Annotated in this window: 11 protein-coding genes; 4 read left to right on the top strand and 7 right to left on the bottom strand. The window is 37.5% G+C overall.

Annotation, left to right across the window (positions count from 1 at the left end):
• Positions 1-207: 207 nt before the first annotated feature.
• From H5118_RS05645 to H5118_RS05675, 7 genes are all read right to left on the bottom strand, one after another.
• Entirely contained in the window at positions 208-1209 is a 1002-nt protein-coding gene (locus tag H5118_RS05645; RefSeq protein ID WP_182748119.1) for a TniB family NTP-binding protein, read from the bottom strand.
• Positions 1206-3047: a Mu transposase C-terminal domain-containing protein gene (locus H5118_RS05650; RefSeq protein WP_182748120.1), complete on the bottom strand. Its 1842-nt coding sequence runs from the start codon at positions 3045-3047 to the stop codon at positions 1206-1208. The genes H5118_RS05645 and H5118_RS05650 overlap by 4 nt, the downstream gene beginning before the upstream one ends.
• Complete coding sequence (locus H5118_RS05655; protein WP_259397897.1) at positions 3044-3592, bottom strand: TnsA endonuclease N-terminal domain-containing protein; 549 nt, start codon at positions 3590-3592, stop codon at positions 3044-3046. Before H5118_RS05655 ends, H5118_RS05650 begins: the two co-directional genes overlap by 4 nt.
• Before the next feature lie 324 nt (positions 3593-3916).
• Positions 3917-4672, bottom strand: coding sequence for a class I SAM-dependent methyltransferase (locus H5118_RS05660; protein ID WP_182748124.1), 756 nt, complete (start codon positions 4670-4672; stop codon positions 3917-3919).
• Positions 4673-4729: 57 nt separating this feature from the next.
• Positions 4730-5908 carry a response regulator transcription factor gene (locus H5118_RS05665; protein WP_182716452.1) on the bottom strand — a complete coding sequence of 393 codons (1179 nt, stop codon included), beginning with the start codon at positions 5906-5908 and terminating at the stop codon, positions 4730-4732.
• A gap of 140 nt (positions 5909-6048) precedes the next feature.
• Positions 6049-8088 (bottom strand): oligopeptidase A, encoded by a 2040-nt coding sequence (gene prlC / locus H5118_RS05670; RefSeq protein WP_182748125.1) that lies wholly within the window; start codon positions 8086-8088, stop codon positions 6049-6051.
• An 86-nt stretch (positions 8089-8174) separates the two neighbouring features.
• Complete coding sequence (locus tag H5118_RS05675) at positions 8175-8849, bottom strand: DUF2461 domain-containing protein (protein ID WP_138488457.1); 675 nt, start codon at positions 8847-8849, stop codon at positions 8175-8177.
• 78 nt (positions 8850-8927) lie between these two features.
• On the opposite strand from H5118_RS05675, the gene gorA reads away from it, so the two are divergent.
• The 4 genes from gorA to H5118_RS05690 all read left to right on the top strand — a co-directional run bounded on the left by gorA (position 8928) and on the right by H5118_RS05690 (position 12135).
• A complete protein-coding gene (gorA, locus tag H5118_RS05680; protein ID WP_182712125.1) occupies positions 8928-10289 on the top strand; it encodes a glutathione-disulfide reductase in 1362 nt (453 codons plus the stop codon).
• 264 nt (positions 10290-10553) lie between these two features.
• A complete protein-coding gene (locus tag H5118_RS20580; RefSeq protein ID WP_259397898.1) occupies positions 10554-10916 on the top strand; it encodes a hypothetical protein in 363 nt (120 codons plus the stop codon).
• Positions 10917-10968: 52 nt separating this feature from the next.
• Positions 10969-11190, top strand: a complete 222-nt coding sequence (locus tag H5118_RS20585; RefSeq protein WP_259397899.1) for a hypothetical protein — start codon at positions 10969-10971, stop codon at positions 11188-11190.
• 108 nt (positions 11191-11298) lie between these two features.
• On the top strand, positions 11299-12135 hold the full coding sequence (locus H5118_RS05690; protein WP_024597410.1) for a mechanosensitive ion channel family protein: 837 nt from the start codon (positions 11299-11301) through the stop codon (positions 12133-12135).
• Positions 12136-12250 lie beyond the last annotated feature (115 nt).

Consider the following 12250-nt stretch of genomic DNA (forward strand, 5'->3'; position numbering starts at 1 on the left):
CACTATTGCGGTTATTAAATTGGCGAGAATTTAATTGAGAAAGGATAGGAAGGCTATGGAATCGCGTCTTGCTTTTTCCACTTTCTTTTTGAATGATGTGGCACATATGCAACTGTCAGGCTTGATTTAATCACACGAAGCTAATCTGATGACTTATCCGTTTGAATCTCCGCTTTAACACCTTTAATCAGGCTAGGCTGGTTCGATTTACTTTACTATTGCAAACACTCGATCTGTGAGCATATCTTCTGGGGCTAATGCATTTGGGTTATAAGATGAGTTTTTGATTACCTCATAAATTTCAATATCTTTAATGTCTTGTTTAAAAGGATTTTTTGATTTTAGTTTTTCCTTATCATTAAAAAAATCAAACTTTTTATAAGCAGTAATCAAATGTTTGTTTTCAAGATACTCATCGCAACTCAATGCTAATTTTAAAGCCTCCAACAGTAGATGTTTAAGTGCTCTATTTTCACCTCTACAAGCTGCAAAAAGCGCCGTAGCGGTATGCCTACTTTCAAGCTTAGGCGGCGCATCAAATGGCATTTTCTTCGCTAGACCCATTAAATATTGGCGAAAGTACTTGCTGTCGTTCTTTAAGCTAAAGTATTCGAGTTTTCTTTTTCTAACTAAGCGAGAAGCCCATTGAGGTTCTTCAGCTATTTTTGCAGCCCAAGGCATACCAACCAGTACTATTGGCACTTTGGCTTCTTCACTAATAAACTTTAGCCCATTTGCGATTTGTTGCCGTTCTTGTACGCTTTTGAACTCTATTAACTCCTGAAACTCGTTAATGATGAGTAACTCAACTTGAGCTTTAATTAAGCTTTCTACAAGCTTTTTAGTAAGGTCGGTTTTGTAGCCTCGCTTTTTAATTTGACTACTTCCAAATAGCTCCAGATCTGCTAGCATTTGGATTAAAGTAGCATCTAAGCCTTTTCCCCTAGATATACGGCTTATTAAAACTGGCATAGTGTTTCGGCTATAATTCTGTGTAGCTAGAACTCTTTTTTTATAGTGATTAATGGTATGGCTTTTTCCAACTCCTGTATCACCAATTAATAGCATACACTGTTGGTCTGTTTGGAATTTACGGTTTAATCTCAATTCATCAAAGTCATTAAAAATTGTTTTAATTTGCGGGTGCATAACGATGCAATCGCTAAAGTTGTACAACTGTTCTATCTGTATTTCTGTTAAGACATTCATTCAAATGCCTCTAAGTCATCATCCCAATCATCAAATGTATCGTTAACTATATTTTTTTGCACCGGGGCTGTTTTTTCTTCAGAGATTTTAATAGTCCCTTTACCTGTATTACTTACATCGGCTATTTGAGCCTGCTTTTTAACAGCTGTGATCTTGCTTTTAGTTTTTGATGCGATAAAAAACTCTTGCTCTTGTTTTACTCGCTCATGAATAGCCATGCGAGCTTTAGATAGCCCTAAGACGTCTTTAGATTCTCTTATAATTTCTCTGTTAATTTTTTTTATCATTTTATGCGCATAAATACTTAACCCATCCGTATAACCGGTAGGATCTGTACACGGTACTTCTAGGTAGCTTTCAAGCTCTTCTAAGTAAACATAAATTTTTGAGATGTCATCTGGGTCGACTTTAATCAGTTTCTTTACAGTTTCTTTTGTTTGCGGATAATGTTTACGGTAATCAGCTAAAGCAGTCGAGTCATACATTAGCTCTTCAAACTTTATACCATTTCTAGCTAACGTTCTTGAGTCTGAAATGCGCATTAACATAGTAAAACGCGCTTCATCTTCTTCATTCATAGTTAAAGGAGGATAGACATCATATCCTTGTTGCCACTTCTTGATTGGGATATGCGTTTCACGAGAGTCACTATCTTGATGGTATACATCTACAATCCAGTGCTGGAACTCTTCTACAAACGTTGAAAAACGTATAATTGCATCTTTTTCAGGGTTATATTCTTCTTTTTCTAGAATATTTGAGAATGTTTTCCCTGGAAATTCTGATATTAAATACTGATTTATGACTTTAAAAAAACGCTCTACAACGGGCTTTAGCCAAGGTTTGCGTACAGGGTTATATTGAATATTTATTCCTGCTGACTGACAAGCATGCTCTAAGTTTTTAGACCAAAACTCAGCACCATTATCTACAACTAAGTTTTCAAATTTACCAAAGCAAGGCCAATCATTTTGTAATTGTATACTCATAGCATCAAGTTTCTTTGGTTTAATAGCATGAGTAATAGCCTTAGCAGCAGATACGTACGAAGGAGATTTATAACTAAGATGAAAACCAAGGACACAACCACTAAATACATCAATAAGTAATGTTAGGTAAGGTCTTCCAATGGGAATAAGTAACTCATCATCAAGCAGGATCAAATCAAGTGGTGTATGATCAATCTCTACACGCTCTAGAATTCTTGTCGGTGGCACGTGTGCCGAACAGTAAGCGAACCATTGATCTGCTTTAAACTTACCATGCCTTGCTACAGCCACCGCGTATGGGGGTATTGCTTTAATTCTTTTATTAAAAGCGGTGTAAGATATGATTGGAATTTTGCCTTCAACAATATTCTCATTTTCAATAATAATTAGGTCTTTATAATACTGGTATGCTGTTGCTATAGTCGGTCTTTTAGCATCTAAAAAACGCTCTAGCGCTTTATCAAAAAACTTATCATCCCCTTTTATACGCTTGGTTCTGTTTCCCATTTTATGGTTTTTATCAGCAAGAGAGGCAATATTCCCGTTGCTGTCAATATACTTTTTACGCCAACGAGCAACAGTCCGCCAATTTGGCCGATCTTGAGTATTCTCTTTAAAAAGATCGTCTAAAATAGGATCTAAATTTTGCTGGGTCCACCCACGTGAAAGTTTTTTATCTATAGAGCTTATTAGCTTATATCTTTGTAACGCTTGGCTTTTTAAAGCGTCATTAAAGGTATCCAGATCACGCTTGATTAAGTTGGCATCATCTAATTTGACGTATTGTGTGGGCGTTTGTGGCTTTAATGGCGCTAGTGATTCATCAAATTCATTAAAAAAATCAGTCATGGTGTAGCCCATAATGTTGGATTATTAGTTAAATCATCACACCCTAGATCAGCCTTAACCAACCCTTTATGCATGAGCCCAAATAAAAAAGATCGTGTTTCACCAATTGGTATCCCAATCTGAGAGCTTATATCATTTAGCTTGATTGCTCCGGATTTATGAATAAAGCTGAGGAGCTCGTTTTGAATGCCATTAACACCATAAACACCGGAATAACGGTGTAATAGTTTTAAGTTACTTAATATTGGATTTACCCTAATCTGCCTATCAGTCACTAAAACAAGATCAATTCCCATTTTTAATGATGCATCTCGTCTCGCAGCAAATTTTGCTCTAAATAGTGGGGAAGTAATTTTAGAGTAAGGTTTATATTCGTGGTATTTTTGGGTTTTATTCGTATACGAAATCAGTGCATCAGGTGTGTAAGGTAAGCTTTTACCCATAAACTCATATTTAAAGCCTTCAGGCTGACTGCCATAACTTTCAATTTCATCGTTATATTCATGATGAAAACATGCATCAAACTCTAATGTACTTTCACACATAATTACATTACTGACTTTAGTGCTCGCAAATTTGAATACATTTTTATTTGGAGATGGCTTTCTTAAGTTGCGTATATACATGACTGAAATAACTATTTTTTTACTATTGTACACATACTATACAAACAAAAAATAATTATGTCACACTATGGTTTAATAAAAATGCAATACATTGATTTTAACAAGATTAATTATTACCATCATTTTTAATAAGGGGTTTTATGTCAAAGTATGGTTTAATTATGTCACTATATGGTTGTATTATGTCAAACTATGGTTTCAGCGACAAAATTCTAGGGATATACCACCAATTTGTTTTGATGTTTAAACCATTGCCGCCTTTACATAAACATCAAAACGGTTCTTTTTGGTTTTGATCTGCATACTTGGGGTTTTTTCGTTTAAGAATGGCGCGTAATCGGGGCGTTTTACAACGACACGCTTACTGGCAAGTGGGTAGGCGAATTCGAGTAAATCGTCAGCGTCGGTATCTGCACCAACAAGCTCTTGAAATACGCGCATTTCTTTTTTAACTAATGCTGATTTTTCGCGATGCGGAAACATGGGATCTAAATAAACAACATCGGGCATGCTTTCGCACTGAGAGAGCAAGGTATGGCTTGAGCCAAATATTAGGCTCATGTTTTCTTTCATCCACACACCAATTTCAATATCGCTATAAGCTCGCTTTAACCCATCGTATAAAAGGGCCGCAACAACCGGATGACGTTCATGTAATATAACTTTGCACCCTAGCGAGGCAAGTACAAAGCCGTCTCGCCCAAGGCCTGCGGTAGCATCAAGTACAACAGGCGTTGCACCTTTATTTAAACCAACCGCTTTGGCAATAGCTTGCCCTTTACCACCGCCAAACTTGCGCCTATGGGCAGCAGCACCGGTTACAAAATCAACATTAATTGCACCTAGTTTAGGCTCATCGGTTTTAAATAGGCTTAACCCTTTATCGTCGTAATGTAAGCTAAAGCCACTGCAATTTTGCGCCCATTGGGCTAAACCAAAGCGTGTTTCTAATTCATTTAAATAAGGACGTAACTCTTTAAAAGCACACTGAATAACCACAATAAACTCCGACGATAAAATACGCCTGTAGTATATCAACCGCTTTACTTTAAAGCACTAAAATAGCTCTATATCACTGTGATGATTAGTATTGACCTTTGCGGCTTCCGCTTTAGTGCGTAAATTAGATATAAGCTCATTGCGGCTTTCGGCAACTTGTTTAAGCTGATATTTGATAAAGGCTAAATCACTATTAGCCGATACAAATAACTGCATCGTTTGATCCAGTTGGGATATATATAAAGTGAGATCCGCGGGATTTGCTTGTGTTTGTTGTAGCTTAATGGCGCAGTCAAGTTCATGTAGCTGTTCTATAAATATTTTAGTACTTTTGTTTTGCTCTATATTTTGTGTAGTTAACTGCTTAACAATATCTTGAAGGGCTGTACTTATTTGAGCTGCCTGCTCATAACTGCTTTCGCTTCTTTCCATGGTAATAACCTTCTCGTTGGTTACTTCTAATATATGCGGGAACAGATCTTTATAACGCCCGTACAAAGCATCGTTATCAACTGGCATATTTTTTATTAAAAGGGATACTTTGGGGTAATTAATTATAGTACTACTACCAATATCAACAAATCGTTGAGCTTGTCTGTGTTGCTCCAGCAGCTCTTGCTCTAACGGGCAAACACCACTTTGCTGGCTGTAAAAAACACCTGTTCCTTGATACCAAAACACAACCACAACATCTAAATTTAAAGGAGCAAAAAAGGTAAAAAAGTGTTCACTCAACGATTGAAAGTTATTAGCGTGATAGCTTTGTCCAACGTAGCGCATTATACGGCCCATATCGCCCGACTCTGTCATCGCTATTTCCGCTGTTTTATTCGCTTTTGCTATATCCAATTTTAGCTTTGCACATTGCTGTCGATATTCGTAAAGCACTTTTATACGCGCTATTAACTCTTCTGCGTTAAAGGGTTTAGTAATGTAATCAGATGCGCCAACACTATAACCTTTTACCCGATCGCTTAACTCTATTTTAGATGAGAGAAACATAACGGGAATATCTTGAGTGCTTTCACTTTGCTTTATCGTTTTACATACGTCATAGCCTGACATACCTGGCATTTCAATATCGAGTAAAATAATATCAGGGTTATATTTATTGGTTAGCCTTAATCCTTCATCGCCATCTTTTGCATGAATTATTTTACAAAACCCTGCTAAAGACTCTTCAATTATATGATGAACATATTTGTCGTCATCAATTGCTAATACCAACTTTGCCATGCCTTAATCCATTTTAATAGGTGTGCTAAAAGCATAGTACGACAGGATGAAATTACTAAAAATTATTAGATAATAATTTACAAATAATAAAAAAGCGCCATTTAGGCGCTTTAATTTGGTTTGTGCTAAATATTAGATTTTTAAGCTGCAATACCGCTGTGACGTAGTAACGCGTCAACATTTGGCTCACGACCACGGAACTTTTTAAATAATTCCATTGGCTCTTCACTGCCGCCTTTTTCTAAAATATTTTGCATGAAGGCTTGACCGGTTTGCGGGTTAAAAATACCTTCTTCTTCAAATTTAGAATAAGCATCAGCAGAGAGTACTTCAGCCCATTTATACGAGTAATAACCAGCGCTGTAACCGCCTGCAAAAATGTGGCTAAAGCCATGCTGAAAACGGTTAAACTCAGGAGGCTTAACAACCGAGGTACGGCTGCGTACGTCATCAAGTACTGCTTGAATTTGACACTCTTCACCCGCTTTATAATCATTGTGGATTTTAAAGTCGAATAACGAGAACTCAATTTGACGCAGCATTTGCATGCCTGAGTTGTAGTTTTTAGCCGCTAGTAGCTTATCAAGTAGCTCTTTAGGTAACGGCTCGCCCGTTTCATAATGACCTGAAATAAAGCTCAGTGCTTCTTCTTCATAACACCAGTTTTCTAAAAACTGACTAGGAAGCTCTACCGCATCCCACGCTACACCATTAATACCCGCAACAGGGGCTGCATCAACTTGTGTAAGCATATGGTGAATACCATGACCAAACTCGTGGAATAAGGTTGTCACTTCGTCATGAGTAAACAATGCAGGTTTATCGCCAACCGCTTTATTAAAATTACACACTAAATAAGCCACTGGAGTTTGTAGTTCGCCGTTAGCACGTAATTTACGACCCATACAGTCGTCCATCCACGCACCACCGCGTTTACGGTCGCGTGCATATAAATCGAGATAAAAACGTCCACGTAAGGTATTGCTGCTATCTACAATTTCAAAAAAACGTACGTCTTTGTGGTAAGTATCAAAATCAGTAACTTCTTTTACGCTAATAGCAAATAAGCGGTTAACGGTTTCGAATAAGCCACTTAATACTTTATTTGCAGGGAAGTAAGGACGTAGTACTTCATCTGAAATAGCGTACTTTTCTTGCTTAAGTTTTTCGCTGTAGTAACCAAAATCCCATGCCTGTAATTCAGAAATACCATGTTTTTGCTCAGCGTAAGCTTTTAACTCTGCCACTTCTTGCTCTGCTTGTGGTTTTGATTTAGCCGCTAGGTCTTCTAAAAACGAGAATACTTGCGCCGGTGTTTCGGCCATTTTAGTTGCCAATGACTTTTCAGCGTAGCTGTTAAATCCTAGTAACTGTGCAAGTTCATGGCGAAGCGCAAGCTCCTCACTCATGATCTCGGAGTTATCAAATTCACCAGCGTTAGGGCCTTGATCTGATGCGCGCGTAGAAAACGCGGTGTAAGTTTCTCTGCGAAGTTCGCGGTTATCTGCATAGGTCATAATTGGTAAATACGACGGGAAATCAAGGGTAAATACCCAACCGTCTAACTCTTTACTTTTTGCAGTATCAGCTGCAAGCGCTAAAGCAGATTCTGGCAAGCCAGCTAAGTCGCTTTCATCAGTAATATGTTTGTGCCAAGCAAGTGTGGCATCCATTACGTTGTTGCCAAATTTTGAGGCAAGTTCTGATAAACGCGCGCTAATTTCGCCGTAGCGTTTTTGCTGCTTTGGCGCTAATGCAATACCCGATAATTTAAAGTCACGAAGCGCATTAGTAATTGTTTTTTGCTGTGCTGTAGTCAGCGTTTTAAATTCGTCGCTGTTATAAAGCGTATTATACGCGTTGTATAATCCTTGATGCTGACCTACAAATGTTGAATATTCAGATATTAACGGTAAGCACTGCTCGTAAGCTTCACGTAATTCGTCGTTATTCATTACTGAATTTAAATGCGATACAGGGGAGAACATGCGCGATAATTTATCGTCCGCTTCTTCAAGGGGTAATACTAAGTCATCCCACGTGTACGAGCCTTTCGCTAGCACGTCATCAATGGCTTTACGACAAAGCTCAATACCGTCTTTTAGTGCTGGTACTACGTACTCAGGCTTTATTTTTGAAAATGGTGGTAAGCCTTCAAGGCCAATTAGTGGGTTGCTCATAAATACTCTCTTTGCGTTAATGCATTACGTTTTAAATTGGGTCTAAAAGTAAAAAAACAACTCAGCCGCTTTTAAGTTGTTTAATTTTAATAAGGTTGCTCTAAAGCAAAACACAAATAACCCATTAATGAGTCGGCCACTTTATAACGTTCTAGTACCGTATCAACTAGGTTATTACTGCATATTTGCTTTTGAGTAAGTGGGCTAATGGCTATAAAGTCTTTTCGTTTGAGCTCATCTATTAAGGGATGATCTTTTTCAAAACCCCTTGGTGGGCGTTTTAGCGACTCTCCTGACATTTCAAATATAGATTTAAATTGCTCATCATAAATTGCTTTTTTATAGCTATTTGGGTTTTCATCTATGCAGGTTCTAATTGCATTAAGCGCCTTTGATTCTGGTCGCCAAATACCAGCACCTACAAAACATTCGTCATTTGCTAAGTGAAAATAAAAACCAGGGGCGTGTACGTCTTTTCCCATAAAATGGCGAAATTGAATTCCTACATTAATTTTATATGGGGTTTTATCTTTACTAAAACGCGCGTCTTTATGGATTCTCATTAAACTACCGCCGACTTTTTTATCTGATGCGACAAAATGGCTAGAAACCTCAGCAAGTGGTGCTTGCATTTGCCTAATGAAATCTAAAGCGGGCTCTCTTACGTATTCCTCATACTGTGATTTATGGTCGTTAAACCAGTCTCTATTATTGTTTTGATCAAGCTGAGCAAGAAATTCGAATGTTTTTTTACTAAACATAGGTCACCTAAACACTCTTTATTTTTAAAACTTAATGTTATGCTAATGCGCATAAAACTCAACGCCTAAGGACATAAAATGACACAACACTTTGATTATATTGCAATCGGTGGTGGCAGTGGTGGTATTGCCTCTGCAAATAGAGCGGCAATGCGCGGCGCTAAAGTAGCACTTATAGAAGCAAAACACATGGGCGGCACGTGTGTAAACGTGGGCTGTGTACCTAAAAAAGTAATGTGGCACGGTGCTCAGGTTGCTGAAGCAATTAATTTATATGCCCCAGATTACGGCTTTAATGTTGAAGTTAAAGGCTTTGATTGGAGCAAGTTAGTAGAAAGCCGTGAAGCCTATATAGGCCGAATTCATAAAGGTTATGACAGTGGACTTGCTAGCAATGGCGTTACTGTAATTAAAGGCTTTGCTAAATTTGTAGATAATAAAACAGTTGAAGTAAACGGCGAGCACTACACAGCCGATCATATATTAATTGCAGTAGGCGGCCGGCCAAGTATTCCGCATATTGAAGGTGCTGAACACGGTATCGATTCAAATGGCTTTTTTGAACTAAAAGAGCAACCTAAGCGCGTTGCAGTTATTGGCGCAGGCTACATAGCCGTCGAGCTTGCTGGTGTATTACATGGTTTAGGTACTGAAACACATTTATTTGTTCGTAAGCATTCTCCACTTCGTAACTTTGACCCATACATAGTTGAAACACTTGTTGATGTTATGGCTGCTGAAGGCCCTACTCTTCATACAGAATCTGTACCTCATAAATTAGTTAAAGAAAATGATGGCTCTGTAACGCTACATCTAGATAATGGCAAAACTCATAACGTCGACCAAGTAATTTGGGCCATTGGCCGCCAGCCAACAACAGATGCAATTAATGTTGCCGCTGCCGGCGTAGAAGTTAACAGCGATGGTTTTGTTAAAGTTGATGAGTTTCAAAATACCACAGCTAAAAATGTATACGCGGTTGGCGATATTATCGAAAACGGTATTGAACTTACGCCTGTAGCAGTGAAAGCAGGGCGTACTTTATCAGAGCGTTTATTTAATAAAGAACTACCTGATGATTTAAAAATGGATTACAGCCTAGTTCCTACTGTTGTATTTAGTCACCCACCAATTGGTACTATTGGCCTTACTGAACAAGAAGCTATTTCTCAATACGGCGAAGAAAACGTTAAGATTTACCAATCTGGTTTTACAGCTATGTACACAGCGGTAACTAAACATCGCCAACCTTGTAAAATGAAGCTTGTATGTGCCGGCCCAGACGAAAAAGTAGTTGGCCTACATGGTATTGGTTTTGCGGTTGATGAAATGATTCAAGGTTTTGCAGTTGCCATGAAAATGGGCGCAACTAAAGCTGATTTTGATGCCGTTGTTGCGATTCACCCAACAGGTTCTGAAGAGTTTGTTACTATGCGCTAGGCGCTAAACTCTAAGCGCTCAATTATAAAAAGCCCTTGTTAAGTAATTAGTAAGGGCTTTTTAATGCTTGTTATATTTTGCACAATAAACCACTTAAAACGTCACATTAAAAACATCCATTCAACATTAAAAAAACATCTAAGCCATTATTTTAACAGCAAAAATTTTAGACCAATAAAAAGGTTAAAAGTTTAAATTTTGTTTTGGCTTTAAAGCATTTTAACGATTAGAATCCCGCGCATTTATAGTTTCTCTTGGTTATTTATGTTTTTACTGCGATCTTTTATTTATTTATTATGCCTAGCGGGTGTTGCTCATTTAATTCAACTTGAAGGGTTTGAATTAAAACAGGATGCACTTTACAGTGAAGAAACTCTTACCGAACATATGCAAGATGTTTTAACTTTTTTAAGTTGTATTTTATTTTTTTATGCTTCGCGAATTAACTTTCAACTCAAAATACCGGCTGTATTACTAGCTGCGTTATCGGCAATGATGTTTGTGAGAGAGTTTGATACCTACCTCGACTTATACTTTTTTGATGGCGCTTGGCAAAGTATCGTCTATTCAATTTTAGCTGGCGTGTTTGTTTATTTATTTAATAACAAACAGAGGAAGTATTTTTAACTCTTTAAAAGCCTATAGCCTCACTCCTAGTTATGGAATTTGCTTATCAGGCATGGTTACTTTACTCGCATTTTCGCGAATGATGGGCAAAGGCGCATTTTGGCATTCAGTAATGGGTGATGACTATGTACGTGCGGTAAAAAACATTGTTGAGGAAGGTATAGAAACGCTTGGCTATACTTTGATTTTTATTTCAGCCATTGAGCTTGTACTCATATGCCGAAAAAGAATGGCTAAAAATCACAAGCATTGCACTGATCAAGTAACTCAATAACGTAGCTAAATTTTTTATTGGTTACTTTTTTTACACTAAATTTGCTAATTGGTTTAATAAATCAATATACTGAGCCTGTTTTTATCAACTCACGTTTAATTGGATACCATGACTAAAGATATATTGCTGCATCCGTTTCTTCTTTCAATTGTAATGATCACAATTGCATTTGTACTAAAAGTGCTTGTTGATAAGCTTGCTAAAAGTCGCGCAGAAAAAAAAGAAAAAGACATCCGTTACATCGCACACAATATTAAGCACTTTATTAATTTTGTAATGATGATATCGCTGCTATTTGTGTGGTCTACTGAAATTCAAAACTTTGCACTTTCTATTGCTGCTTTTGCCGTGGCAATTGTACTTGCAACGCGTGAGTTTATTCAGTGTGTAATAGGCTTTTTTTACCTCGTAACAACTCGCCCGTTTAGAGTGGGTGATTGGATACAAGTAGGTGATTACTTTGGTGAAGTAGCTGAAACGGATTGGATAAAAACAACCATGCATGAAATTGATATACATACTTATCAATTTTCTAGAAAAACCATATACATACCTAATAATAAGCTGATCACCAGCTCTATTAAAAACTTAAACTTTGTAAAACGCTTTGTTACACATCATTTTATTATTGTCCGAAGAGAGAGCTTTAACCCGTACCCTATTCACGACACACTCACTGAGCAAGCTAAACTGTACTGCGAAGAGTTTCAAGAAGTAGCAAGCCGTTATAATTCGATGATTGAGCGTAAACTTGATGCAAAAATATCTGGCCCAGAGCCGGTAATTCACTTTGGTACAACCGATTTAGGTGAATTTAAAGCAAGCTTTACCTTGTTTTGCCCGACAGAAAAAGCGCTTGAGATAGAGCACAAATTAACAGAGTGCTTTTTTGCGTTATGGTACAAAGAGGCTGAAAAAAATAAAGAAGGTGAAGGAGAGGCATAAACCTCGCCTACACAAAGTAAAAATACAAATCGTAGGTGCGAATTTATTTCGCGCTCTATTTCTAAGTCTGTATTTAAAAAGCGAGGTATAAAACCTCACCTACAATAAACATCAA

Source organism: Pseudoalteromonas sp. SR41-1 (assembly GCF_014164015.1).
Taxonomy (GTDB): domain Bacteria; phylum Pseudomonadota; class Gammaproteobacteria; order Enterobacterales; family Alteromonadaceae; genus Pseudoalteromonas; species Pseudoalteromonas distincta.

Coding starts and splice junctions, on each gene's coding strand:
- H5118_RS05645 (WP_182748119.1), bottom strand. CDS start 1,209: ATGAATGTCTTAACAGAAATACAGATAGAACAGTTGTACAACTTTAGC.
- H5118_RS05650 (WP_182748120.1), bottom strand. CDS start 3,047: ATGACTGATTTTTTTAATGAATTTGATGAATCACTAGCGCCATTAAAG.
- H5118_RS05655 (WP_259397897.1), bottom strand. CDS start 3,592: ATGTGTGAAAGTACATTAGAGTTTGATGCATGTTTTCATCATGAATAT.
- H5118_RS05665 (WP_182716452.1), bottom strand. CDS start 5,908: ATGGCAAAGTTGGTATTAGCAATTGATGACGACAAATATGTTCATCAT.
- prlC (WP_182748125.1), bottom strand. CDS start 8,088: ATGAGCAACCCACTAATTGGCCTTGAAGGCTTACCACCATTTTCAAAA.
- H5118_RS05675 (WP_138488457.1), bottom strand. CDS start 8,849: ATGTTTAGTAAAAAAACATTCGAATTTCTTGCTCAGCTTGATCAAAAC.
- gorA (WP_182712125.1), top strand. CDS start 8,928: ATGACACAACACTTTGATTATATTGCAATCGGTGGTGGCAGTGGTGGT.
- H5118_RS20580 (WP_259397898.1), top strand. CDS start 10,554: ATGTTTTTACTGCGATCTTTTATTTATTTATTATGCCTAGCGGGTGTT.
- H5118_RS20585 (WP_259397899.1), top strand. CDS start 10,969: ATGGTTACTTTACTCGCATTTTCGCGAATGATGGGCAAAGGCGCATTT.
- H5118_RS05690 (WP_024597410.1), top strand. CDS start 11,299: ATGACTAAAGATATATTGCTGCATCCGTTTCTTCTTTCAATTGTAATG.